Origin of the sequence: Clostridium gasigenes (assembly GCF_017348895.1) — a bacterium.
Lineage (GTDB): Bacteria > Bacillota > Clostridia > Clostridiales > Clostridiaceae > Clostridium > Clostridium gasigenes.
Genome location: NZ_CP071376.1, coordinates 3018809 through 3044425 on the forward strand (window position 1 = coordinate 3018809; position 25617 = coordinate 3044425).

General features: G+C 28.5%; 26 protein-coding genes and 1 other annotated feature. Of the genes, 18 read left to right on the forward strand and 8 right to left on the reverse strand.

Going from position 1 to position 25617, the window contains the following annotated elements; translation table 11 throughout:
* Positions 1 to 173: 173 nt before the first annotated feature.
* The 3 genes from J1C67_RS14065 to J1C67_RS14075 all read left to right on the forward strand — a co-directional run bounded on the left by J1C67_RS14065 (position 174) and on the right by J1C67_RS14075 (position 3218).
* Positions 174 to 1415 carry a M16 family metallopeptidase gene (locus J1C67_RS14065; protein ID WP_089971393.1) on the forward strand — a complete coding sequence of 414 codons (1242 nt, stop codon included), beginning with the start codon at positions 174 to 176 and terminating at the stop codon, positions 1413 to 1415.
* A 13-nt stretch (positions 1416 to 1428) separates the two neighbouring features.
* Complete coding sequence (gene recX / locus J1C67_RS14070) at positions 1429 to 2067, forward strand: recombination regulator RecX (protein ID WP_167867276.1); 639 nt, start codon at positions 1429 to 1431, stop codon at positions 2065 to 2067.
* Positions 2068 to 2150: 83 nt separating this feature from the next.
* Positions 2151 to 3218, forward strand: coding sequence for a transglutaminase-like domain-containing protein (locus J1C67_RS14075; RefSeq protein ID WP_167867275.1), 1068 nt, complete (start codon positions 2151 to 2153; stop codon positions 3216 to 3218).
* Between the two features lie 29 nt (positions 3219 to 3247).
* On the opposite strand, the gene J1C67_RS14080 is transcribed toward J1C67_RS14075, so the two are convergent.
* The gene (locus J1C67_RS14080) at positions 3248 to 3604 is read right to left on the reverse strand and encodes a tetratricopeptide repeat protein (protein ID WP_089971402.1); all 357 of its coding nucleotides are present in this window, start codon (positions 3602 to 3604) and stop codon (positions 3248 to 3250) included.
* A gap of 388 nt (positions 3605 to 3992) precedes the next feature.
* On the opposite strand from J1C67_RS14080, the gene J1C67_RS14085 reads away from it, so the two are divergent.
* From J1C67_RS14085 to J1C67_RS14100, 5 genes are all read left to right on the forward strand, one after another.
* On the forward strand, positions 3993 to 4940 hold the full coding sequence (locus tag J1C67_RS14085; RefSeq protein ID WP_167867274.1) for a carbohydrate kinase family protein: 948 nt from the start codon (positions 3993 to 3995) through the stop codon (positions 4938 to 4940).
* A 209-nt stretch (positions 4941 to 5149) separates the two neighbouring features.
* Positions 5150 to 5281: a CPC_1213 family protein gene (locus J1C67_RS19730; RefSeq protein WP_278336674.1), complete on the forward strand. Its 132-nt coding sequence runs from the start codon at positions 5150 to 5152 to the stop codon at positions 5279 to 5281.
* 17 nt (positions 5282 to 5298) lie between these two features.
* Positions 5299 to 5466 (forward strand): hypothetical protein, encoded by a 168-nt coding sequence (locus tag J1C67_RS14090; RefSeq protein ID WP_167867273.1) that lies wholly within the window; start codon positions 5299 to 5301, stop codon positions 5464 to 5466.
* 194 nt (positions 5467 to 5660) lie between these two features.
* Positions 5661 to 5928, forward strand: a binding site (T-box leader).
* Between the two features lie 473 nt (positions 5929 to 6401).
* A complete protein-coding gene (locus tag J1C67_RS14095) occupies positions 6402 to 9044 on the forward strand; it encodes a valine--tRNA ligase (protein ID WP_167867272.1) in 2643 nt (880 codons plus the stop codon).
* Between the two features lie 497 nt (positions 9045 to 9541).
* Positions 9542 to 10084, forward strand: coding sequence for a GNAT family N-acetyltransferase (locus J1C67_RS14100; protein ID WP_167867271.1), 543 nt, complete (start codon positions 9542 to 9544; stop codon positions 10082 to 10084).
* 65 nt (positions 10085 to 10149) lie between these two features.
* Here J1C67_RS14100 and J1C67_RS14105 read toward each other — a convergent pair whose 3' ends face one another.
* On the reverse strand, positions 10150 to 10581 hold the full coding sequence (locus J1C67_RS14105) for a hypothetical protein (RefSeq protein WP_089971414.1): 432 nt from the start codon (positions 10579 to 10581) through the stop codon (positions 10150 to 10152).
* 211 nt (positions 10582 to 10792) lie between these two features.
* On the opposite strand from J1C67_RS14105, the gene J1C67_RS14110 reads away from it, so the two are divergent.
* The gene (locus tag J1C67_RS14110) at positions 10793 to 12091 is read left to right on the forward strand and encodes a bifunctional folylpolyglutamate synthase/dihydrofolate synthase (protein ID WP_167867270.1); all 1299 of its coding nucleotides are present in this window, start codon (positions 10793 to 10795) and stop codon (positions 12089 to 12091) included.
* Between the two features lie 46 nt (positions 12092 to 12137).
* Here the strand turns inward: J1C67_RS14110 and J1C67_RS14115 are convergent, their stop codons facing one another.
* The gene (locus J1C67_RS14115; RefSeq protein WP_089971420.1) at positions 12138 to 12389 is read right to left on the reverse strand and encodes a TIGR03905 family TSCPD domain-containing protein; all 252 of its coding nucleotides are present in this window, start codon (positions 12387 to 12389) and stop codon (positions 12138 to 12140) included.
* A 255-nt stretch (positions 12390 to 12644) separates the two neighbouring features.
* On the opposite strand from J1C67_RS14115, the gene J1C67_RS14120 reads away from it, so the two are divergent.
* Positions 12645 to 13523 carry a YncE family protein gene (locus tag J1C67_RS14120; protein WP_089971423.1) on the forward strand — a complete coding sequence of 293 codons (879 nt, stop codon included), beginning with the start codon at positions 12645 to 12647 and terminating at the stop codon, positions 13521 to 13523.
* On the opposite strand, the gene J1C67_RS14125 is transcribed toward J1C67_RS14120, so the two are convergent.
* The gene (locus J1C67_RS14125) at positions 13520 to 14053 is read right to left on the reverse strand and encodes a DUF4364 family protein (protein ID WP_089971426.1); all 534 of its coding nucleotides are present in this window, start codon (positions 14051 to 14053) and stop codon (positions 13520 to 13522) included. The genes J1C67_RS14120 and J1C67_RS14125 overlap by 4 nt on opposite strands.
* A gap of 129 nt (positions 14054 to 14182) precedes the next feature.
* Between J1C67_RS14125 and J1C67_RS14130 the strand changes: the two genes are divergently transcribed.
* The 7 genes from J1C67_RS14130 (at position 14183) to J1C67_RS14160 (ending at position 21961) form a co-directional block, all read left to right on the forward strand.
* Positions 14183 to 14941 (forward strand): polysaccharide deacetylase family protein, encoded by a 759-nt coding sequence (locus J1C67_RS14130; RefSeq protein WP_089971429.1) that lies wholly within the window; start codon positions 14183 to 14185, stop codon positions 14939 to 14941.
* Positions 14942 to 15056: 115 nt separating this feature from the next.
* Positions 15057 to 15719, forward strand: coding sequence for a single-stranded DNA-binding protein (locus tag J1C67_RS14135; protein WP_089971476.1), 663 nt, complete (start codon positions 15057 to 15059; stop codon positions 15717 to 15719).
* 606 nt (positions 15720 to 16325) lie between these two features.
* Entirely contained in the window at positions 16326 to 17252 is a 927-nt protein-coding gene (locus J1C67_RS14140; RefSeq protein WP_089971432.1) for an ABC transporter permease, read from the forward strand.
* 13 nt (positions 17253 to 17265) lie between these two features.
* Positions 17266 to 18228: an ABC transporter permease gene (locus tag J1C67_RS14145; RefSeq protein ID WP_089971434.1), complete on the forward strand. Its 963-nt coding sequence runs from the start codon at positions 17266 to 17268 to the stop codon at positions 18226 to 18228.
* Between the two features lie 11 nt (positions 18229 to 18239).
* The gene (locus J1C67_RS14150) at positions 18240 to 19244 is read left to right on the forward strand and encodes an ABC transporter ATP-binding protein (protein ID WP_089971437.1); all 1005 of its coding nucleotides are present in this window, start codon (positions 18240 to 18242) and stop codon (positions 19242 to 19244) included.
* Entirely contained in the window at positions 19244 to 20227 is a 984-nt protein-coding gene (locus J1C67_RS14155) for an ABC transporter ATP-binding protein (RefSeq protein WP_423231038.1), read from the forward strand. The genes J1C67_RS14150 and J1C67_RS14155 overlap by 1 nt, the downstream gene beginning before the upstream one ends.
* Positions 20228 to 20320: 93 nt before the next feature.
* Positions 20321 to 21961: a peptide ABC transporter substrate-binding protein gene (locus J1C67_RS14160; protein WP_089971443.1), complete on the forward strand. Its 1641-nt coding sequence runs from the start codon at positions 20321 to 20323 to the stop codon at positions 21959 to 21961.
* 181 nt (positions 21962 to 22142) lie between these two features.
* Here the strand turns inward: J1C67_RS14160 and J1C67_RS14165 are convergent, their stop codons facing one another.
* From J1C67_RS14165 to J1C67_RS14180, 4 genes are all read right to left on the reverse strand, one after another.
* Positions 22143 to 22295 (reverse strand): hypothetical protein, encoded by a 153-nt coding sequence (locus tag J1C67_RS14165; RefSeq protein ID WP_167867269.1) that lies wholly within the window; start codon positions 22293 to 22295, stop codon positions 22143 to 22145.
* A gap of 134 nt (positions 22296 to 22429) precedes the next feature.
* Positions 22430 to 23182 carry a 4-hydroxy-tetrahydrodipicolinate reductase gene (gene dapB, locus J1C67_RS14170; RefSeq protein ID WP_089971445.1) on the reverse strand — a complete coding sequence of 251 codons (753 nt, stop codon included), beginning with the start codon at positions 23180 to 23182 and terminating at the stop codon, positions 22430 to 22432.
* 16 nt (positions 23183 to 23198) lie between these two features.
* Complete coding sequence (gene dapA / locus J1C67_RS14175; RefSeq protein WP_089971448.1) at positions 23199 to 24077, reverse strand: 4-hydroxy-tetrahydrodipicolinate synthase; 879 nt, start codon at positions 24075 to 24077, stop codon at positions 23199 to 23201.
* Between the two features lie 28 nt (positions 24078 to 24105).
* A complete protein-coding gene (locus J1C67_RS14180; protein WP_089971451.1) occupies positions 24106 to 25095 on the reverse strand; it encodes an aspartate-semialdehyde dehydrogenase in 990 nt (329 codons plus the stop codon).
* Positions 25096 to 25314: 219 nt separating this feature from the next.
* On the opposite strand from J1C67_RS14180, the gene J1C67_RS14185 reads away from it, so the two are divergent.
* A complete protein-coding gene (locus J1C67_RS14185) occupies positions 25315 to 25566 on the forward strand; it encodes an alpha/beta-type small acid-soluble spore protein (protein WP_089971454.1) in 252 nt (83 codons plus the stop codon).
* Positions 25567 to 25617: the final 51 nt, after the last annotated feature.

Sequence of the window (25617 nt, forward strand, 5' to 3'; positions counted from 1 at the left end):
GTTAATAATATGTATTTGAAATGTTACTTAAGCTTAGTATATTATAATATAATGTCAAATTGAAGACAAATATATTATTATACTTTATTTTAGTTAAATATATATGGTTTTTAGTATATAATGATAGTATAATAATAAGTCTAAAGAAAAATTAAAGGAATGGGTGTATATACATGTTAAAGTTAAATTTTGATGTCAAAAGACATTTTTTAGATAATGGATTGGAAGTATTAACTATAAAAAAGGATACTCAAATAGCGTCAGTAAATGTTGGTATTAGTGTAGGATCTTTATATGAAAATAAAGAAGAAAAAGGGATAGCACATTTTATTGAACATATGTTATTTAAAGGAACAAAAAAGAGAAGTTATGAAAAAATTAATGATGATTTAGAGCTTTTAGGGGGAGAGTACAATGCATATACTGATTATGCAGCCACTGTTTACACTATTAGCTGTTTAACAGAAGAAATTAAAAATGGAGTAGAAATTTTAAGCGATATGATAATAAACTCTGCCTTTATAGAAGATGAAGTAGAAAAAGAAAGAGGAGTTATTTTAGCTGAAATTAGGACGAGTAAGGATGATATTGAGGATTTAAGTTTTAAGAGAATTAATGAAGAAGCTTTTGAAAATAGTCCATTAAGATATGATGTTGCAGGTCTTGAAGGAAATGTAAAGACTTATAGTAAAAGTGATTTGGAAAAATTTTATAGTAAATATTATGTTCCAAATAACGCAGTAATAACAATAGTGTCATCTTTTGACCATGAAGAATCTTTACAAACAGTTTTAAAGTGGTTTAGCCCTTGGAAAAAAGGAGAAGATATTAAAAGAGATATTATAGAAGAAAAGAATATAGAGAAAATAGTAACAACAGAAAAAGCCAATATAGAGCAAAGTACAATAGTGTATCTATATACTTTCTATGACTTAGATAAAAAATATGAATTGCCTCTTAGGATATTAAATCATAGACTTGGAGAAAGTGCTAATTCGCTATTGTTTAGAGAGGTTAGAGAAAATAAGGGGTTAGCCTATGATATTTATACAAACTTAGATATGACTAAAAATGTTAAAACTTTATATATTTATACAGCAGTTGGAGAAGATGATGTGGATGGCGCATTACAAGCTATAGATGCAACTTTAGAAGGCATAAAAAATAGAAGTATACCTATTGGAGATAGAGATTTAACATTAATGAAAAAGGTTCATAAAACAGCAGTGATTTCTACTTTAGAAGATCCATCAGAATTATGTAACTATATACTTCACCAATCTTTAGAGGGAGAAGATATACATGAATTTGTAAAAGATATGGAGAGATTAAATAATTTAGATACTAATAAAATTTATGAAGTTTCCAAAGAGGTTTTAAAAAATCCTACAATTCATATATTAAAATCATCTTAAGGTGGCAATAATTATGGGTATAATAACAAAAATAGAAGCTCAAAAGAGAAATAAAGAAAGAGTTAATATTTATATTGATGAGGAATATGCATTTTCTTTAAGTGCAGAGATTGTTTATAAACAAGGTTTAGTAGCTAAAATGCAGGTAGATAGTGAAGCTTTAGGTAATCTCGCTGAAGAAGAAGGCTTTTTAAAATGTAAGGGTTCAGCCCTTAGAATAATTGAGAGAACTTATAAAACTGAAAAAGAAATAAGAGATAAACTACTTTTAAAAGAATTTGATATTAATTCAATTGAGAGAACGATAGAGTTTTTAAAAGAATATAATTTACTAAACGATGAAGACTATGTAAGAATGTATGTTAAAGATAAAATGAAAAATCAAGGGCAAAATAAAATAAAATATGCTCTTATACAAAAAGGTATTAGTGAAGAATTAATTAAAAAAGAAGTTTCTAAATTAAATGAGGATTCACAAAAAGAAATAGCTTATGACCTTGCAGTTAAAAAATATAATTTATTAACTAAAAGAGAAGATGATAAATATAAATTATCACAAAAAATCTATAGGTTTTTAACAGCTAAGGGATATGATTATGCTATTGTGGGAGAGGTTGTTAAAAAGGTTGTTAATTCAGAGGAACTATACTAAAATAAGAAATCTTCAAAAAAATATATACAAATAGTGTTTTTTAAAATATCAAATATATTTTAAAATGACTAAAGGAGAAGCTAATGAAGGGTAATTTATCATATGTTTTATGTTTTGCACTATTATTTATTGCAATTAGAGGAAGCGTAAAAGAATCATTAGAAGGGCGTAACTCAAAATATGCCTTAGATAGGTTAGTATATTATTTTGCGGTTTTTATAACATTTTTAATTATGATGTTGAGTCTAGATAAACTATATATTGGTATATTAAAAATTAGTAGTAATTATTTAAATATAGTAAATGTAAATAGTAATATAGTAAAAATAGTGGGACTTACATTAGTGTTTTTATTAGGTCAATTTATAATTTATAAAATATTACTTGTGTTATCTAGTCCATTGATTAAAGCGTATTCTCTTTTCTTATCTAAAGGAAAAGGTAGAATAATAATATTCTCTACTATTTTTGGGTTTATTAAGGGATTAATTATTATATTAATTTTATTTATTGGAGTTAGTGCTTTTAATAATACTGTTGGTATTAATAATAATATAAATATTTTTACAAATATAAAGGGATATAATACAGTTCAACAACTAATGGCAACTAATAGACCTGTAATTTCTAATGAAGAATATAAAGAGTATTCACAGTCAGGTGCAAATATAATAATCTATTATAACGGAGTTACTTTGGAAGATGGGATAAAATCAACAGATAAAATTGATAAAAAAGCAGTTGATTTAGTTAAAAATATTAAAACAGATAGGGAAATAGCTAAAAGACTATATGCTTGGATTGGATCAAATGTAGAATATGATTTTGATAAAGCAAATAGAGCTTTAAGCAATGATAATTTAAGTAATAGCGGAGCTATAGAAGCCTTTAACACAAAGAGGGGGATATGTTTCGATTACGCTTGTCTTTACGTTGCTATGGCTAGGAAAGCAGGACTAAAGGTGAGAATAATTACAGGCCAAGGGTTTGATGGTAAAAATTATGGACCCCATGCGTGGAATGAAGTTTATATTGAAGAGGAAGGTAAATGGATTAATGTAGATCCTACTTTCTATTTTGCGGGAGATTATTTTGATAATAAAGATTTTGATAAAGATCATATAAAAGAAAGTGTAGCTGGAGAATGGTAAAATAAATAGTAAAAACGTCATAACCTAGGTTATGACGTTTTTTTATTTTTAGACATAATTAAATTAATTGCTTTTTCACAATCTACATCCTTGGAATCTAATGACCAAGCCATGTTAAAGTAAATTAAGGCTTTATTAGTATCTTCTTTCATAGCATAGCAATAAGCTAGGTTAAAGAAGTATTTACTTTCTTTTTGAATAGACAGAGCATTTTTTATCATTGCAATAGCATTATCAAAATCTTTAAGTTTTATAAAGCATACACCAGAATTATAGCAAGAACAGGCCTCATTTTCACCAGTAGCTATTGCTTTTTTATAATGTGTAAGAGCTTTAGAATATTCTTTTGTGTTATAAAAATTATTGCCTTCATTAAAGTTACTCATTTATACCTCCAAATGTTTAGAAAATTTATAAAATACATTTAGATTATAGACAGTAGTGTTATTTTATATTCAATTATATATATTTAATTTTAAATTAGAATAGTACAAAGTTTCATTAATAACTTAATAAAAATGTGAAAAACTAATAAAAATAAAAGAATTCGACATAATTATTAAATTTAGCTTTATTTTTTTGCATTCCTCTACTATAATATATTTAGGTTTTTTCTTTAGGTATTTAAAATAAATTTACTAGAAGAGTGGGTTGATATTTATTTTAAGCATCTTAAAAAAAATAACTAGTTAATATATATGATGCTTTGACTCGTTATTTTTTAGGTGCCTTAAGAATACTTAGTAAAGAAAAATAAAAATCGGGAGAGATAGTATGATTAATAACAGTCCGTACATATTAGTATTAGGAGTTTCTATAGTAGACATAATAGGATTTAGTAAAAAAAATTATAGCTCAAAAGATTCTATTCCTGGAAATATTAAAATTTCTTTAGGTGGAGTTTGTAGAAATATATCTGAAAACTTAGCTAGAGTTAATGTTAGAACAGAGTTTATATCTATTTTAGGAGATGACGATCAAGGAAGAAATATTATATCCAATTCAAAAGCTATTGGATATAATATGGAACATTCGCTTATTTTAAAAAATGAGGTTACTCCAACCTACATGGCAATTTTAAATGAACATGGAGAAATGGAGTCTGCAATAGTTGATATGGAAAGTTTAGATAAAATGGATAAATCATTTATAGACTCTAAAGCAGATATTATCTCAAATTCAGAATATACTATTTTAGATTCTGATAATCCGGAAATAATGGAATATTTATTAACTAATTTTAGAGATAAGACTAATTTTATATTAGATCCAGTATCTGCAACTAAAGCAGGGAAAATAAAGCACTTAGTTAAATATTTTCATACAATTAAACCTAATAGAATAGAAACGGAAGTATTATGCGGGTTTGAAATTAATAGTACAGATGATATTAGAAGAGCAGGAGAATACTTTTTATCTCTTGGAGTCAAAAATGTATTTATAAGTTTAGATGAAGACGGGATTTACTTTACTAATGGAACTGAAGAAGGGAAAATTGCATGTGGTAAAGTGGAGGTTAAAAATGTTACTGGAGCTGGAGATTCATTTGTAGGAGGCATAGGCTATGGATATATGAAAAACTATTCTTTAAGAGATACAGTTAAATATGCTATAGCAATGTCGGTAATTACAATATCCCACGCCGAAACGATAAATCCAAATATGAGTGAAGAGTATGTAAATGGATTTATGAAAAAAATGAATTGGATAGAAGAATTTTAAATAGTAACAAAAAGGGGACATTGCTTAAAATAATTTTAAGCAATGTCCCCTTTTTATCACAAAGAAGCTTCGAAAGCTGTGGCTTCTTGGTGATTCACATATTGATATTTAAAGCACTTTCAAAAAAATCCATTAATAAACTATTATGTTTTAAATTTAATAAAATAAAAAAGATGATATTTGTACAACATAATACCGAGGTGATAATAATGGGTAATAAAATGATAAAAACAAAAAAACAACATAAAAATGTAAGTCATAATCCACAAGTAGAAAGTGTAAAAGCTTGCTTTGGAGAACCAAAAGCTAAAACCTACGATCCTACAGATTTTAAAATCTAAATTGTGAGGTGTTAAATATGGATAATAATAAAGGTAGATTAAAAGAAAGACCAAAATCAAATGCAGAAATGAGAAAAATAAAGCCTAATGATAATTCAGACCTTGGAATAATTGATGGAGAAAAAATAGGGTCACATGCACAGGGGAAAAATCCAGATAAAACCTATGAATGGCTTAACAAGTAATTCTAAATGTAGTAGAGAAAATTTATTGTTTCTATATTAAAAAAATAAAACGTCGATGAAAATCGACGTTTTTTATTATTATAATATTTAAGAAAAATATTATAATTTATATATGCATTATTTCTAAAAAAAAAAACAGGAATATTGACAAATTAAGTTATATAGAATAAAATATTATTACAAAACTATATATTTATAAAGCAGTGATAAAGAGGAGTAAGGAATATAGAGTATTTAGAGAGGAAGGTTTTAGCTGTAAGCCTTCTATACAAAGTATCCTGAAGGTAGCTTTTGAGTTTCTTTACTGAAATTAAGTAAGTAAAGACGGCTTTCTTAGTCGTTATTATATAAGAGCCCATTAAAAGTAAAATTCATTTTATATTTTAGTAGAGTAATTAACTATTAAATTTGAAATCTTTTATTTAAGGGAAAAAAGGTGGTACCGCGGTCTTCGTCCTTTTGTGATGAAGGCTATTTTTATGTCTTAATTTAAGTCATACTCAAAAAATATGACTAACTTGCGCAAGTTATTTTAAGTTTATAAAAAATAAATTAATACATAATTTCAATTTGAAACTATATATTAAAAATACTGGTACCCAAAAAGACTAAATTCTATTAAAAAAGGTAATAATCTAATTATTATTAGAAGATATAGGTTAGAGAATACAAAGTAAAATTTAAAATGAAATTAATAATGGACCTTCAACCGTATTAATAAACTTAAATTTATAAGTTGATTATATGAAAATATAATAGTATTCAATAATTTTAATCAATAACATAAATATGATTAATGACTTGTTTAGTAGTTTAAGGGCTCTTAAAGAATCTGATTAGTTATTTTAAAAAAACGCCCTAATTTAAAGGCAATTACTATAAATAATTACATAAAGACACTGTTTTAAATCTAGATAAAGGAGGGATATATATATATGTCAGAAAAGAAAAATATATCTACAACTTATGATCCTAAGGAATTCGAAGAAAGAATCTATAAAAATTGGGAAGAAAAAAAATATTTCTCGCCGGAAATAGATAAAAGTAAGAAGCCTTATTCTATAGTTATGCCACCACCAAACATAACAGGTAAGCTTCACTTGGGTCATGCACTTGATAATACTCTTCAAGATATGCTTATACGTTTCAAAAGAATGCAAGGATACTGCACTCTATGGCTACCAGGTCAAGATCATGCAAGTATTGCTACTGAAGTTAAGGTGGAAAACGAACTTTTAAAAGAGGGTTTAGTTAAAAAAGAAATGGGTAGAGAAGCATTTCTTGAAAGAGTATGGGAATGGTCAGATGAGTATAGAGCAACAATAAGGCAACAACTTAAAAAAATGGGATGTTCTGCTGATTTTACAAGAGAAGCTTTTACAATGGATGACAATCTTGATAAGGCAGTTAGACAAGTTTTTGTTAAACTTTATAATGAAGGTTTGATTTATAAAGGAAATAGAATAACTAATTGGTGTCCAAAATGCCAAACTGGAATTTCGGATGCTGAAATAGTATATGAGGAACAAGATGGTCATTTTTGGCACATTAACTATCCATTAAGCGATGGATCAGGTTTCTTAGAAATAGCTACAACTAGACCAGAAACAATGTTGGGGGATAGCGGAATTGCTGTTAACCCAAATGATGAAAGATATAAGCATCTAATTGGTAAAACTGCTATATTACCACTAGTTAACAGAGAAATTCCTATAGTGGGGGATAACTATGTTGATATAGAATTTGGAACTGGTGCAGTTAAAATGACTCCAGCTCATGATCCTAATGATTATGAAGTTGGCAAGAGACATAACTTAAGAGAAATCAAGGTTATGGATGAGAAAGGTGCTATAAACGAACAAGGTGGCAAATATCAAGGATTAGATAGATATGAAGCTAGAGCTCAAATTGTTAAAGATTTAGAAGAGCTAGGATTGCTTGTTAATATTAAACCTCATACTCATAATGTAAGTACTCATGATAGATGTGGTACTTGTATTGAACCAATGATTTCAAAGCAATGGTATGTTAAGATGGAAACACTTGCAAAACCTGCTATAGAAGTTGTTAAAGATAAAAAAACTAAATTTGTACCTGAAAGATTTGAAAAGACATACTTTAACTGGATGGAAAATATTCAAGACTGGTGTATTTCAAGACAATTATGGTGGGGCCATAGAATACCTGTATGGTATTGCCTAGATTGCGGTGAAATAATAGTAGCTACTGAAGCTCCATGTAAGTGCACGAAATGTTCTTCGAAAAATCTTAAGCAAGAGGATGATGTGTTAGATACATGGTTCTCATCAGCATTATGGCCTTTCTCAACTTTAGGTTGGCCAGATGCTACAGAAGATTTATCATACTTCTACCCAACTAATGTTTTAATTACTGGATATGACATTATATTCCATTGGGTTGCAAGAATGATATTCTCAGGACTTCACAATATGGGAGAAACTCCATTTGATACTGTATTGATGCATGGTTTAATAAGAGCTGCAGATGGTAAAAAAATGAGTAAATCTCTTGGTAATGGAGTAGATCCACTAGAAGTTATTGAAGCTTATGGTGCAGATGCTTTAAGATTTATGTTAGTTACAGGAAATTCACCTGGAAATGATATAAGATATTTACCAGAAAGAGTTGAAGCTTCAAGAAACTTTGCAAATAAAATCTGGAATGCATCAAGATTTGTTATGATGAACTTAGATAAAGAAGTTATGGCAAAATACAAAGATGTTACAGATTATAGTTTAGCAGATAAGTGGATTTTATCTCATGTAAATACATTAGTTAAAGAAGTTACAGAAAATCTAGATAAGTATGAACTTGGAATTGCTATGCAAAAAGTTTATGACTTTATGTGGACTGAATTCTGTGATTGGTATATAGAACTTGTTAAGCCAATATTATATGGAGATGATGAAAAGCAAAAGGGAATAGTTTATAATGTATTAAACACAGTATTAATTACAGGATTAAAATTATTACACCCAGCAATGCCTTTTATCACAGAAGAAATATACACTACTTTAACAGATGGTGAAACAATAACAATTTCTGCGTGGCCAGAATATAACGAAGATATGAAGGCCGAAAAAGCAGAAAAAGATATGGAATACATTATCGAAGCAATAAAGGGATTAAGAAACGTAAGAGCTGAAATGAACGTTCCTCCTTCAAGAAAGGCTAAAGTGATAGCTTTTGTAAATGAAGAGGCTAAGGATGCTTTTAAGGCGGGTAGTAGCTATATAGAAAAGTTAGGATCAGCATCTGAAGTTTTATTAATTATAGATAAATCTTTAGTTCCTGAAAATTCAGTATCACTAGCTATTAAGGGTGGAGAATTATTTATTCCACTTTTTGATTTAGTTGATAAGGAAAAGGAAATGGATAGACTAGACAAAGAAAAGAAAAAGCTAGAAGGTGAGATTGAAAGAATTAATAAAAAACTTTCAAATCAAGGATTTTTAGCAAAAGCTCCAGCGTCAGTAGTTGCAGGAGAAGAAGAAAAGAGAACTAAGTATCAAGAAATGCTTGATGCGACACTTGAAAGAATAAACTCTTTAAAGTAAATCATTAGATTTAGGTGGAACCTGTGAATGCTATACAACAACATTTACTAAAATAACTTAAAACTAGAGAAAATTTCGAAATAAGCTGAATGCTATACAACAAATATTATTTATGTTTATACGAAATACTATTAAATGAAAATCTATCATTTAAAGCATATAAAAAAAGCAATCCATTCATACAGGTAATTGTTTTTAGAATATGTTTGATATAAAATTAAGTGTCAGATAAAAGGCAGCTAAGGCTCTAAATACTTATTTATATAAGTATTTAGGGCCTTAGTTGTTTTTAGTATGTTAAAAAACAATGTAAAGTGGAAGTACACATTGGATTATTTTTTGTGAAATGACTTATTTACATAATAATATATATAGGGTATAATTTACAGTAATAAAAATCTATAGATTATATATAGGATCTTAAAAAAATAACTAGTAAGAATTTTTGATTTATTATTTTATTTCAGCTTATATATATTGAAAAAGGGGGAGAAAAAATGTATAAAGGAAAGCTAGTAGAACTTAGGGCATATAAAGAAGAGGATATAGAAATTGCTACTAATTTTATAAATGATGAAGAAATTAAAAAATTCTTGTGTCTAGGGGTACCTTTTCCAATGACTAAATGGGAAGAGGAAGCATGGGTGAAAAGTAGAAAAGCAGGAGCGGATTTTACTTATGATTTTGCTGTTTGTGATTTAAAAGATGGAAAATATATTGGTGGGTGTAGCATTAATGAAGCAAACATTAAAAATAAAAATTGTACTATAGGAATTATGATTGGTGATAAGGATTATTGGAGTAAGGGGTATGGTACAGATGCGTTAAATATACTTATAAAGTTTATATTTGAGGAATTAAACATGGAAAAAGTGAAACTATCTGTATTTGGATTTAATGAAAGAGCAAAAGCATGTTATAAAAAAGTTGGATTTAAAGAAGAAGGAACATTTAAAAAAGAAATATTTAGAAATGGAAAATATCATGATGAAATAAGGATGGCCATATTTAGAGAAGAATGGCAGGATAAAAACATATAAATTTTATTGAAATCTAAAAAAAGAGTTGTTGTTAATTTTTAATAACAACTCTTTCCTTCGGAGTGCTAATACATTTCAATTATGGTATTAGCTATAATGCTTTCTGAATTAATTTTAAGAACTTCTTCTGCAAGTTTTAATATATCATAAACCTTCATAAAATTATTTGGTAATGTTCCAAACACAAGAAGCCATTCTTTGTATTTAATATCTGAGCTTAGATTAGTGGCTGTAAAGCTATGAGTAAAGGCTAACTCTTCATAACATAAAGGAGTTAGTATAATAAAAATATAATAAGATATTAAATAGTGACAATAGGCCAATTCATCAGTTTTATTTTCTTTTTCTAATTTATAAGATTTATTTATAAGCCAAAAATACAAATTGCTTTGAGTATAATAATCTTCCGATTTTAAAGCTATTAGTTTTTCTTCATCGATACAAAACAAACTAACAGTGTTAAGCTGTAAATCAAGTATGGTATTTAAATTGTTCATTCAATTTCTCCTAGTAATATAATTTGTTATCTTCTTTCAACTCTTTAATTATAAATGAAAAAATAAAAAAAATAAATACATATATAATAATAGAAATTTATTATGACTTTTATTATTTTGCAATTTATATTATTATAGTAAGTAAATTAGAAATATAGAAAGTTTGAAAAAATAACTAAATTTAGTAGAAAGATTTAATGAGGTAAAAGTAATGAAATATGAAGATGCAATGAAATATATAACAGAGGTAGGTAACTTTGGTTCAAACTATGGACTTAAAAGAACTTTTAGATTATTAGAGTTATTAGGTAATCCTCAAAATAAGATTAAACTAATACATATTGCAGGAACTAATGGTAAGGGATCAACAACTGCCATGATTAGCAAAATACTAATGGGAAATGGATATAAAGTTGGAATGTACACGTCACCATTTCTTGAAGAGTTTGAAGAAAGAATACAAATAAATAGAGTTAATATTCCAAAAGAAAAGTTAGCTAATTTAATGGATGAGTTAAAAATAGCTGTAGATAAAGTTATTGAAGAAGGATATAATCATCCAACAGAATTTGAAATAATAACTTGTCTGATGTTTTTATATTTTTATAAAGAAAATATTGATTTTGGAGTAATAGAAGTCGGACTTGGTGGAAGATTAGATTCAACTAATGTAATAACACCAATAATATCAATTATTACATCTATAAGCTATGATCATACAAATATTTTAGGAAATACTTTAACTAAAATTTCTAGAGAAAAATCTGGAATAATTAAAGAATGTGTACCGGTTGTAATATTTCCACAAGAAGAAGAAGTGTTAAAAGTTATAAAAAGTAAATGTAAGGAATTAAATGCTCCTTTGCATATAATAAATGAAATAGATAGTGAATTAATAGAAATATTACAAGAAGAAAAACCTTATCAAAAGGTAAAGATTAAAGGAATAAAGGCTGAATATAATATAAAATTACCATTACTTGGAGAACATCAAATATTAAATTTATCATTAGCCATAAAAGCAATAGAACTTTTAGAAAAAAATAAAAAGGTAAAAATTTCCAAGGAAATATTGGAAAAAAGTTTAGAAGATGTGTGTTGGAATGGGCGTTTAGAAGTTATGAAAAAATCTCCATTAGTTGTTCTAGATGGAGCTCATAATATTCAAGGGATAACAACACTTAAACAAAATATAGAAAAATACTTTAAATATAAAAATATATATTTAATATTAGGCATTTTAGCTGATAAAGATGTAGAGGAAATGATCAAAGTTATAACACCTATGGCAAAGGAAGTTTATGCTGTAACTCCAAATTCCATAAGAGCAGAACTTGCAGAAGATTTAAAAAATGAGGTTTTAAAATATAATGAGAATTGTATTGCCTTTGAAAAATATGAATATGCTTTAAATAAAGCGTTAGAAATAGCAAAAGAAGATGATATTATTGTTGCGTGTGGATCTCTTTATATGGTAGGTGGAATGAGAACAATAATAAAAAAATTATAAAAAGGAATCTCAGCTTTAAATAAGCTGAGATTTCTTTTTATATATTTTAATTATAACTATGATTGAATTCTTCTAAGGCTTTTGCTAGTTGATCAGGGCAGGAAGTGTCTTTATATCCACATTTTATTCCTTTTAATTTATTAATAGCTTGGTCTATTTCCATGCCTGTTACAAGGCTGCCTATTCCAAGCGCGTTACCGGCACATCCTCCAATGAATTCTACAGATTTAATTTTGTTAGCTTCTACATCCAAGCGTATTTCAGTTGAACAAACTCCTTTAGTTTTAAATATAAACAAATTTATATTCCTCCTTGTATAATGAACATTCAAATGTTATGTCCCTAATTTAGTTATTTTTTCAAGTGACTTAAATAAACTAGATAAAAATATTATATAGTTAAAATGAAAATATTTAAAGGCTGATTAAGGATCTTTAAAAAAATAATTATTTATTCCCTTATTAGAAAAAATCAAAATGAATAGTAAGTCACATTTTATCGATATTTGAATATATTAAAGAATATATAGGTTTTATCCTACGGAGGTGCAAAAATGAAATCTTTATTTGTTTGTAATACAGGATCAGATTCCATTTCTAAAATTAATATTAAAGATTTTTCTGTAGAAAATTTGGTGCTGAAAATAGGTGAAAAGCCAATAGGCCCGCAAGGGATATGTTTAAATGAGAATCTAATGTACACAGCTAATAATTATAATAATAGTATATCTATAATAGAAAAAGAAACATTAATTGAAATAGATAACTTTTATATTGGACCATATCCTAATGACTTAGTATATTATCATAATAGATTATATATAGCTTGTGGAGACGCTAATGCAATTATTGTCTATGATTTAATTGAAAAAAAAATAGTATTTAAATTGCCAACTGGATTATGGCCGCATAATATAGAATTAGCAAAAAGTAAGGGATTGATATTGGTATCTAATCTTCAAGGCAATAATGTAAGTATAATAGATGCTAATATTAATAAAGAAATTGCTAATATAAAAACTTTAGAATATCCAACACAAATAAGAATTTCAAAAGATGAGAATAAGTTTTACGTTTGTGAAAGCTATATTGGAGATATTAAATGTGGATATATAGAAGTATTTTCATTAGAAGATTTTAAATCTTTAAAAAGAATAAAGGTTGGAAAATCACCTATGGATATATGGGATGATGGTAAGCTTTTATATATTTCTAATTTTAATGATGGAAGCATAAGCGTTGTAGATGTTAGTTTAGGTATGGAAATTGATAATATAATTGTAGGTGGAATGCCAAAAGGGATTTTGAAATATGGAAACAATTTACTTATAGGAGACTATTTAAGAAGTAAAGTAATAGTTTTAAATTTAGATAACAAATTAACAAAAGCCATAGCGGTAGGTGTTGAACCTAATGCTATGGCACTATGTTAAATTTCATCGTTAAACAATGAATTTATGATTTTAGTATAAAGGTCTGTAGGGTTCTCTTTCCACCTGCTGCATAAAGAAGCTGCTTGCTTTTTAGAGGGAACCGATACTTTAATCTCCATAAGAAGATTTTCATCTTCTAGAGCTTTAAGATCAACTATGAAGGTGTCATCCTTAACTATAGTGTAATCACTGTGAATAGTAAGTTCTCTTTTTATTGAATCAATAGTTGAAAGAAGGTAGTCATCGATTACTTTCTTTTTTATTGATGAAATTCTTCCATTAAAGAAAGAGAGAACACTATCACCTTTTTCGGTTAGTGTTAAAAGGTTTTTCTCATTCATTACTTGGTATTTCAAAAAGTCAGATAAAACAAGTTCACTAACATATTGTTGAAGTGTAAAGTAATTTATGAAATTATTCTCTAATATTATTTCAGTTAGTTGAGTATTAGAGATTGGATGTTTTAATGCTTTAATAACATATAAAACAAGTAACTTATTTTCTGCAAGCTCAATTGAGTTTTCGTACATAATAAACCTCCATATTCGAAAGTATCTATTTAATTATATCATAAAATTTACAAAGTGGAATATTATAGTCATTAATATTATATAAAAAGAATATTAATGATTATAATCAATGTAAAAAAGGTTGAATATATGAAAAGAAAAAATAAAATATTTATATCATTAGCATTAATATGCGGAGTTATGATTTCTTCGTTAATGATGAAGAATAGCAGCACTGAAGTATTTCTAAATATCACTGAGGAGCAACCTATATTTAGAGTTGAGAGGGAAGATAAATCGATTTCTTTAACAATTGACATAAATTGGGCGGAAACCGATTATCTTTACAGCATATTAGAAGTATTAGATAAATATAATGTAAAAGGTACATTTTTTATTATGGGAGGATGGGTAAATTATACACCTGAAAATAAGGAAAAATTATTAAAAATATACAAGGAGGGACATGAGATAGCAAGTCATAGTTATATACATCCTATTTTCACTAAAATAGGAAAGGATAGAATTAAAGAAGAACTAGATAAGACAGATAAAATTATAGAAGAAACAATAGGAATAAAACCAAAGTTGTTTAGATTTCCAAGTGGAGAGTACAATGAACAGTCATTTAATACAGTTACAACACTGGGGTATAAGTGTATTCAGTGGGATGCAGACTCTGTTGATTGGAAACAATTAGGAAGCGAAGTGGAGTATCAAAGAGTAATGAAGAAAGTTAAACCAGGATCAATTTTACTTTTTCATAATAATGCAAAGTATACACCTGATAATCTTGATAGAATAATTAATAAGCTTCAAGCAGATGGTTATAACTTTATACCTGTAGGAGATTTGATATACAATGAAAATTATTACATTGATGAGACGGGTGAGCAAAGAAAAAAATAAATATTAGAAATATATTGAAAAAGGAACTTATAATGTATTATAATGGAAATATATAATTGTAAGATTATAAACAGATATAAAAATAAAATTAATTACTAAGGGAGAGGGGATTATGATGGACAATTTGATGTTAAATAATAAAATATATTTAGAGGGAACAGTAATATCAGGCTTAGATTTTAGTCATGAAATGTATGGGGAAGGGTTTTATACATTTTCAATTGAGGTTACAAGATTAAGTGATTCAGTAGATGTTTTAAACATAACTGTATCAGAAAGATTAATTGCTAATTTAGATTTAAATATTGGCAACGATATCATAGTAGAAGGACAATTAAGATCTTATAATAAATTTGTAGATGGATCAAACAAGCTAATATTAACTGTATTTGCGAGAAACATTGAACCTTGTATAGAAAGAAGTAAAAATCCGAATGAAATATTCTTAGATGGATATATATGTAAAGAACCTGTATATAGGACAACTCCATTTGGTAGAGAAATAGCAGATGTTTTATTAGCGGTTAATAGGGCGTACAATAAATCAGATTATATACCAACTATTGCTTGGGGAAGAAATTCAAGATTTTGTCAAAATCTTGAAGTTGGTGATAATATTAGAGTATGGGGAAGACTACAAAGTAGAGAATACCAAAAAAAAGTTACAGAAGAAGATGTTATAAAGAAGATTGCTTATGAAGTATCTATTTCTAAAATGGAGAAAGTGGGCAAGGAAGATGAAGTTGATATTATTATGCCTGAAGAAGGCGCAGTTTAATAAATAAATGAATATAGATAAGAAGGGATGAAGAAATTCATCCCTTCTTTTTAAGTTGCTTTTTAATAAGGAATATTCAAAAGAATAACAGGCGAAGCTCGTAATCTAGTATAAAATATATATAACATCGTGACTTGTTAATTTAAAAAATGCTTAATTTTAAAAAAATAATGGTTTATGAATAAAATTAAATAAAGATACAAATAAATAGTATATATAAACGATAGTAACAAGAAAAATGTAATAATTATATGTAGAATTTTAATAAATAATGAAGTAAAATACGGACAAATAATATATATGTCCGTATAGTGTGGATTTATAAAAGAAATTATAAAAATTGATTTGTTAAATTTACAATAATAAGAAAAATGAATTAAACATGTTAATAGCTTTCATAAACCTAGATAAATAGTCAATGTAAACGTTTCTAATAGATTTAGATGAAATTATCATATTGAAAAATAATAGGGGTTAATATTGATGCTTTAATAATATAACAAATATAAAATTACTAAAGTGCATTGACAAAAATTTAAAATATAATATAATTATTAATATCTATATTTGCAGAAAATGTAGAATCATGAATGGGGGTTAAAACAAATGGTGAAGTATATAGGTAAAAGGATTTTTACAAGTATTTTAACAATCTGGGTAGTTGTTACCTTAACATTTTTTTTGATGCGTGCTATGCCAGGTGGTCCTTTCACTGGAGAAAAGATGACACCAGAAATTAAAGCGAATCTTGAAGAAAAATATGGATTAGATAAATCTTTGGGACAACAATATGGAATGTATATGAAAAATTTATTAAAGGGAGACCTTGGTGTTTCAATGATTTTTAAAGGTAGAGAAGTAGTTGATACTATAAAAACATCATTACCAGCATCGGCTAAGGTTGGTGGAGCTGCAATTATGTTTTCAGTAGTTCTTGGAGTGTTACTTGGTATAATATCAGCACTTAAGATCGGAAAATGGCAAGATAAATTGTGTATGCTTATTGCAACACTAGGAGTAACAATACCAAGCTTCGTTATAGGAGCAACATTAATTTATATATTTACAGTTGAATTAAGATTGTTACCAGCAACTGGATTATCCAGCTGGAAAAATTATATAATGCCGGTTATTGCGCTGTCAGGAAGCTCATTAGCATTCATAACAAGATTAACTAGAAGTAGAATGTTAGATGTTTTAAAGGCTGATTATATTAGAACAGCCAAGGCTAAGGGATTGAGCAAAAAAACAGTTGTATTTAAACATGCATTAAGAAATTCATTAATACCAATAGTTACATATTTAGGACCGCTAATAGCGGGTGTATTAACAGGAAGCTTTATAGTCGAGAAGGTATTTGGAATACCTGGACTTGGTAATGAATTTGTTTCGTCAGTAACAAATAGAGATTATTCAACAGTATTAGGTTTAGTTGTATTTTATTGTACATTTATTATTATATGTAATTTAGTAGTTGATATTTTATATGTAGTAATAGATCCAAGAATAAAACTAGAAAATACAGAAGGTTAAAGGGGGTATGGATATGAAAGAAGCAATGGATTTTGACAAGAGTTTATTTACTCCTCTAACAGCTGAAGAAAAGAAAGTTCCTGCAATAGTAAGACCAAGTGTTGGATATTGGAGTGATGCTTGGAGGAGATTGAAAAGTAATAAGGTTGCATTAATATCATTAATAGTACTTATTATTATTATAATATTAGCACTAGTAGTTCCAGATTTGTGGAGAGTTAAAGGATTAGGTATGTTTAAATTTGATCAAACAGATTTATCCATAGTAAATCAAAAACCTAGTGGAGCGCATATGTTTGGAACAGATGCATTAGGTAGAGATTTACTTGTTAGAGTTATGTATGGTGCAAGATACTCATTAATTATAGGGTTTGCAGCAGCAATTATAAATTTAGTTATTGGAGTAGTTTATGGTGGTATAGCAGGTTTCTTTGGTGGAAAAGTTGATAACATCATGATGAGAATAATTGATATTCTATATTCAATACCAACTATAATATATGTAGTAATCATAATGGCTATGTTATATGATCCGGATAAAGCTACCGGAGGACTTGGTCCAATTATAATGGCACTTGCCATTTCATATTGGATTGGTATGGCTAGAATAGTAAGAGGAGAAGTTCTTCAGTTAAAAGAGCAAGAATTTGTATTAGCTGCAAGATCGCTTGGAGCATCAAAACTTAGAATATTATTTAAGCATTTAATTCCAAATTGCTTAGGATCAATAATAGTAACTATGACTCTTTTAATACCTCAAGCTATTTTTACAGAGGCTTTCTTAAGTTTCATAGGTCTTGGGTTAAACCCGCCACTTGCATCACTTGGAACATTGGCTAATGAAGCTATGCAATCAATTTATGTATATCCATATCAATTATTATTCCCATCCGCAGTAATATGTATTATTATTTTAGGATTTAACTTATTGGGTGATGGATTAACAGAAGCACTTGACCCTAAAAATAAGAGGTAGGAGGAGCAGAAATGAGTAGATTATTAGAAGTAAAAGATCTGAGGACCTCCTTTACAACACATATTGGAGAGGTACACGCAGTAAGAGGAGTCTCTTTTAATTTAGATAGAGGAGAGGCTATAGGAATAGTTGGAGAATCAGGTTGTGGAAAATCAGTAACAATGATGTCAATTATGAGATTATTATCAGATAACGGTAAAATTGCAGGTGGAGAAATAATTTTCGATGGAAAAGATATTTCTAAAGCTGATGAAAATGTTATGGAAGGAATTAGAGGAAATGATATTGGAATGATATTCCAAGATCCTATGACTTCTTTAAACCCTGTATTTACAGTTGGGGATCAATTAATTGAGCCACTTATTAAACATAGAAAGTTAAGTAGAAAAGAAGCTAGGGAAGTTGCTTGTAAAATGCTAGAACTAGTTGGGATGCCAAGTGCTGAAAAAAGAATGAAGCAATATCCCCACGAATTCTCAGGTGGTATGAGACAAAGAGTTATGATAGCTATGAGCTTGGTTTGTGAACCAAAACTTATTATAGCAGATGAACCAACAACAGCACTTGATGTAACAATTCAAGCGCAGATATTAGATTTAATGAAGGATTTAAAAGATAAATTAAATACTTCTATAATATTAATAACTCATGATTTAGGAGTTGTTGCAGATCTTTGTACAAAAATAAATGTTATGTATGGTGGAATAGTTGTAGAAGCTGGTAGCGATGAAGATATTTTTTATAGAGGACGTCATCCTTATACATGGGGATTATTAAATAGTATACCTAATCCAAAGAGTGATGTTAAGGAAAAACTTAAACCTATAGAAGGGCAACCGCCAGATTTATTAAATCCACCAGTTGGATGTCCATTTACGGCTAGATGCGATTACTCAATGAAAATATGCTTAGAAAAGCAACCTCCACTGTTTGTTGTTGGAGAGGGGCATAAAGTTGCGTGCTGGCTATGTCATGAGAATGCACCAAAAGTTGAATCGCCAATAGGGAGGGAATAATAGTGAAAAAGAAAAATGATGTAATTATTGAAGTTAATAATTTGAGTAAATACTTCCCTGTGAATAAAGGTATATTTTCAAAGAAAAGTTATGTAAAGGCTGTAGATAATGTTTCTTTTACTATTAAAAGAGGAGAAACTTTAGGTTTAGTTGGTGAATCTGGTTGTGGTAAAACTACAACGGGAAGAACTGTATTAAAGCTATATAATTCTACTGCTGGACAAATAATTTTTAATGGAGAAGATATAACTAATTTTAGTGAAAAACAAATGGTGCCACTCCGAAAAAATATGCAAATGATATTTCAGGATCCATATGCATCACTAAATCCAAGAATGACAGTTGGAGATATTATTGGTGAAGCTATAGATATTCATAAAATATTACAAGGCGAAGAGCGAAATAAAAGAATAAGATATCTATTAGATAAAGTTGGATTAAATGGAGATCATATAAATAGATATGCTCATGAATTCTCAGGAGGGCAAAGACAAAGAATAGGAATAGCAAGAGCATTAGCTGTTGAACCAGACTTTATAGTTTGTGATGAACCTATTTCGGCATTAGATGTGTCAATCCAAGCTCAAGTTATTAATATGCTTGAAGAAATTCAAGAAGAATTTGGATTAACTTATTTATTTATAGCTCATGATTTATCAATGGTAAAACATATATCAACTCATATAGGTGTTATGTATCTTGGAAGAATGGTTGAAAAGGGCCCAAGTAATGATGTTTATTCAAAGCCAAAGCATCCTTATACACAAGCACTTTTATCAGCAGTACCAGTGCCGGATCCTAGAGCGTCAAAATCAAGTAAGAGAATAATCCTAGAAGGCGATATTCCATCACCTATAGATCCACCACCGGGGTGTAGATTTAAAGGGAGATGTCAATATGTTAAGCCGATATGTGATATGGTTGACCCTGAGTTAAAAGAAGTAGAACCAGGGCATTTTGTAGCATGTCATCTATTTGAATAATACAGTTAAAGATGTTTAAAATAGCAATAAGTAAAAAGTTAGTAATTTGCATGTGCAATTATTATAGAAATATTTAAAAGGGAGGCTATAAATATGAAATCAAGTAAAATGAAAAAACTATGTGCTTTAGCACTAAGTCTTGTACTTGGAACATCAGTTCTTGCCGGATGTGGCGGAAAAGATAGTTCAGCGAGTAAACAACAAGTTATCTATAACTTAGGGGCAGATCCTAAAACTTTAGATCCACAATTAAACACTGCAAGTGATGCAGGAAATATAATATTAAATGCATTTGACGGTCTTACAAGAATGGATAAGGATTCAAAAGCAGCACCTGGGGTAGCTGAAACTTGGGATGTATCTCCAGATGGATTAAAATATACATTCCATTTAAGAAAAAATTCTAAATGGTCAGATGGAAAAGATGTTACTGCAAATGATTTTAAATATGCATGGCTTAGGGCGTTAGATTCAAAGACAGCAGCAGATTATGCTTACCAACTGTACTATATTAAAGGTGGAGAAGAGTATAATACTAATAAAGGAACAGCAGAACAAGTAGGAATTAAGGTTGTTGATGACTATACTTTAGAAGTTGAACTTGTTGCTCCGACTTCATACTTTACTCAACTTACTGCATTTGCAACATATATGCCAGTAAGAAAAGATATAATTGAAGCTAATGGAGATGCTTGGGCAACTAAGCCAGAAAGTTATATTTCAAATGGACCTTTCAAAATGACAGATTTTAGAATGAAAGATGCTATAGTTTTAGTAAAGAATGAAAATTACTGGGATGCAGCTAACGTTAAGTTAGATAAAATTGATATAAGAATGGTTACAGAAAATACTACTTCTTATGCTGAGTTTAAAGCAGGAACATTTGATATGATTAATGAAGTTCCACCTGCAGAAGTAGAAAATGCTTTAAAGGATAAAGATGCTGCAGTATTTAAAGAGTTTGGTACTTACTTTATGTGTCTAAACGTTGGAAACAACAGTGATGCATTAAATCCAGAAGCTGTAAAAGCTTTAGGAAATAAGAAGTTTAGGCAAGCACTTTCAGTGGCAATTGATAGAACAGCTTTAGTTGAGAATGTAACTAAAGGACAACAAGTCCCAGCAGTAGGATTTACACCTCCAGGAGCGCCAACTCCAGATGGTAAAGATTTTGCTGAAAGTAAAAAATATATTGAACCAACTGGAAATATAGAAGAAGCTAAGAAATTATTAGCAGAAGCTGGATATCCAAATGGTCAAGGTTTACCAAAATTCAACTTGTCAATAAATTCAGAGGGTGTGCATAGTGCAGTTGCTCAATACTTACAATCAGTGTGGAAAGAAATTGGTGTTGAAACTGAAATTTCTTCACAAGAGTTTAAAGTATATCAACAAGTAAGAAAAGATGGTAAATATATGATAGGAAGACATGGTTGGAGTGGAGATTATGTAGATCCAATCACATTCTTAGATATGTGGATAACTAATGGCGGAAATAATGAAGCTGGTTATAGTAATGCTAAATACGATGCTTTAATTGAAGAAGCTAAGACTACTCCAGATGAAGCTAAGAAATATGAAGCTTTAAGAAATGCCGAAGATATATTAATGGATGAAATGCCAGTTATTCCATTATACTATTACACTAAGGTAAGAGCTATTAAAGAAGATATTAAAGATTTACTTATTTCACCACTAGGAAAAGTTGACTTTAAGAATGCTTACAGAGGATAGTATTTATATTTTAAAAAAGGCTGTTGTTAAAATGATTTTAACAACAGCCTTTTTCTATTTAATAATATAAAAGAATTTTAAAAAACAGACCAATATACATGATATATTGGTCTGTTTTTATATGTACTGGATAAATTATTCTAAATTTCATATGGAGTGTAATCCCATATAAAATTTATAATCAGTTTATATGTGCGCTTTGAAATCCTTCTTTTTTAATAGAATGTTTTTTAGCATTCTTATTTTGGTTTTGATTTTCTTGTGTTATTGGAGTTTGATAATTACATTTTCTCATTCTAGCTTCTTTATTATCTGGTTGACTATCTTTTGCCATAATAAATCCTCCTAAAAATTAAATTAGTTTAATAAATTTTTTTATATTAAACTTATACTTATAGTATCTCTAAAATTTCTTTTAATATAGGTAGTAATTAATGGGCAAGAAAAAAAGCGCCAAGGCGCTTTTATTTATAAATCTATTATATTATCCATTGTATAAAGTCCAGGTTCTGAAATAGTGCCCATATAATCACAGGCCTTTAATGCACCTACTGCAAAAACCTCTCTAGAAATAGCTTTATGAGTAAGTTCAATAACTTCTCCGGTACCAGCAAATATTATTTCGTGGTCACCAACTATAGAACCTCCTCTAACTGCGTGAATACCAATTTCAGTTTTCTCTCTTTTCTTTTGACCATCTCTCCCGTGAACAAAGTTAGTTTCTACCGGTAGAGAGTTTTTAATTGTATCTGCAAGAAATAGAGCAGTACCACTTGGGGAATCAACTTTTTGATTATGATGTTTTTCTACTATTTCTATATCATAATTACCATAAAGAAGAGGCGTTATTTTTTTTAGTAAAGAATTAATCAAATTTATTCCAAGAGACATATTAGCGGATCTAAATATAGGAAGATATTTGCTTTTTTCATCAATTAGCTTTAAATTTTCTTCTGTATAACCAGTAGAACATAGAACTATTGGTTTTTTAGTTTTTTCTGTTAATATTAATAAATCATTTAACGCCTCAGATCTAGAAAAATCTAACAACACATCATATTCTAATGTTAAATCATCACAAGTTTTAAATATGGGATATGAACATTCTATAGGATATTTATCAATTCCGCCTATTATTTCAAGGCTTGGAAATTGAGAAGAAACTTCTGTTATTACTTTACCCATTTTTCCAGAGCAACCATTTAAAATAACTTTTATCATATAAATAAGCCTCCTATTAAATTAATTTATAAGTCTTTAGTACCTTTATTAGTTTAGCAAGATTAACATCTTCCATTTCACATAAAGGAAGTCTTAAAGGACCAACATCTTTTCCCATTAAATTAAGAGCTACCTTAACGGGAATAGGATTAACTTCTATAAATAGTGTATTTATAGCCTCAAGCGCTTCTAATTGAATATTTAATGCTTCTTTAACATTACCATCTAAATAATTTTTACATAGCTTATGAATAGCTTTTGGCATGATATTAGCCACTACGGAAATAACACCTATTCCTCCAATGGACATTATAGGAACTATTAGATCATCATCTCCAGAATAAATATCTATTTTATCACCACATAGTGCTTTCATTTTAATTGCTTGACTAATATTTCCACTAGCTTCTTTTATAGCAACAATATTATTAAGATTTGATAATTCTTTAAGTTGTATAGGTGTAATATTCATTCCAGTTCTACCTGGAGCATTATAAAGAATTATAGGTGTCTTAACTTCATCATTAATAGCTTTGAAATGTTTAATTAAGCCTAAGTTAGAAGTTTTATTATAGTAAGGTGTAATTACAAGTAAAGCATCAACACCTACACTTTGCGCATATTTACTCATTTCAATAGAATGCTGGGTATTATTGCTTCCTGTACCTGCAATAACGGGTATTCGTTTATTTACTGTATCTACTGTGAATTTTATAGTTATTCTTTTTTCTTCCTCAGTCATAGTTGTAGCTTCACCAGTTGTACCACATACTACGATAGCATCAGTACCTTCTGATATATGCCATTCAATTAATTCTTTAAGTTTAGGATAATTTACTCCTTTATCTGTAAAGGGAGTAATAATAGCTACGCCAGAACCTTTAAAAATTGACATTTTAAATCCTCCTTATATTTTAGTTATATTAATTAGACTTAATTAATAATTCAGCAATTTGAACTGCATTTAAAGCAGCACCTTTTCTTATGTTATCAGCTACCACCCAAATATTTAAACCACTATCTACACTGAAGTCACGTCTAATTCTTCCAACATAAACATCATCTTTCCCTGCCATTTCAAGTGGTGTTGGATATTTTAGTTCTTTAGGATCGTCATACACAGTTAAGCCTTTTGCTTTTGAAAAATAATTAACTACGTCTTTTAAGTCAAAATTCTTTTCTAATTCTATATTTATGCTTTCACTATGGCTATTTAAAACTGGAACTCTTACTGTTGTTGCAGTTATTTTTAAATTTTCATTGTGAAGTATTTTTTTTGTTTCTTCAATCATTTTTATTTCTTCCTTTGTATATCCATTTTCAAGAAAAACATCAATTTGAGGAATGCAGTTACCAACAATTGGATAAGGGAAAATTTTAGGGGCAACACCCTGTATTCCATTTTCTAAATCTGATATTGCGGCAACACCAGCACCAGATACCGCTTGATATGTTGAATATACAATTCTTTTAATACCAAAGTTATCTAGTAGTACTTTTAAAGGTACCATAGCTTGTATAGTTGAACAGTTTGGATTAGCAATAATTCCTTTATGCCATTTTAAATCTTCTGGATTAACTTCAGGAACAACTAAAGGAACTTCCTTGTTCATTCTCCAAGCACTAGAATTATCTATTACAGTTGCTCCCAATGAAGCAAACTTTGGAGCATATTCTAAACTAACATCACCACCTGCTGAAAATAGTGCAAAATCTATTTTTTTATTATTAATGTTTTCAGGGCAAGTTTCTTCAACTATTACCTCTTTGTCTTTAAAATATAGCTTAAGGCCAGCGGACCTTTTAGATGCAAAAAGATATAAATTCTTAATAGGAAAATCTCTTTCAGCTAATATTTCTAAAAACTTTCTACCTACATTTCCTGTAGCCCCAACAATTGCAACGTTAAACATTGTAAATCCCCCTTAATATTTAATTTTATCTAAATACCAATATAGCAAATAATCAATATAATTACTAGAGTGAAAATTTAGAAAAATTTCAATAGTCTAATAATAGTATATACCAAAAATAAATAATAGTTATATGAGCAAGTAAATTATTTTTGTATAATATATAAATTTTTGGAGAAAATATAATTATTACTTTTTGATAGGGGGTATTTAAAAAAAATGAGCAAAACACCATTAAAAAAAATAATAAAATCTAAAATAAAATCTAATAAGGAATTATCTCAAATTGAAATGTCTAGGGAAAAACTTAAATATGAAATAGCAGATGAATTAGGTTTAAGTGATAAAGTAGATAAAGAAGGATGGGGTGGATTAACATCCGAAGAAACAGGAAGAATTGGAGGAATAATGACAAGAAGAAAAAAAGAACTTAAGATTCCAACAAATGAAGAGATATTAGGCAGGAAATAAGCCATTGACTAAAGTGAAATTTACCTTTAAACTAGTTTTTAGAATTGTATA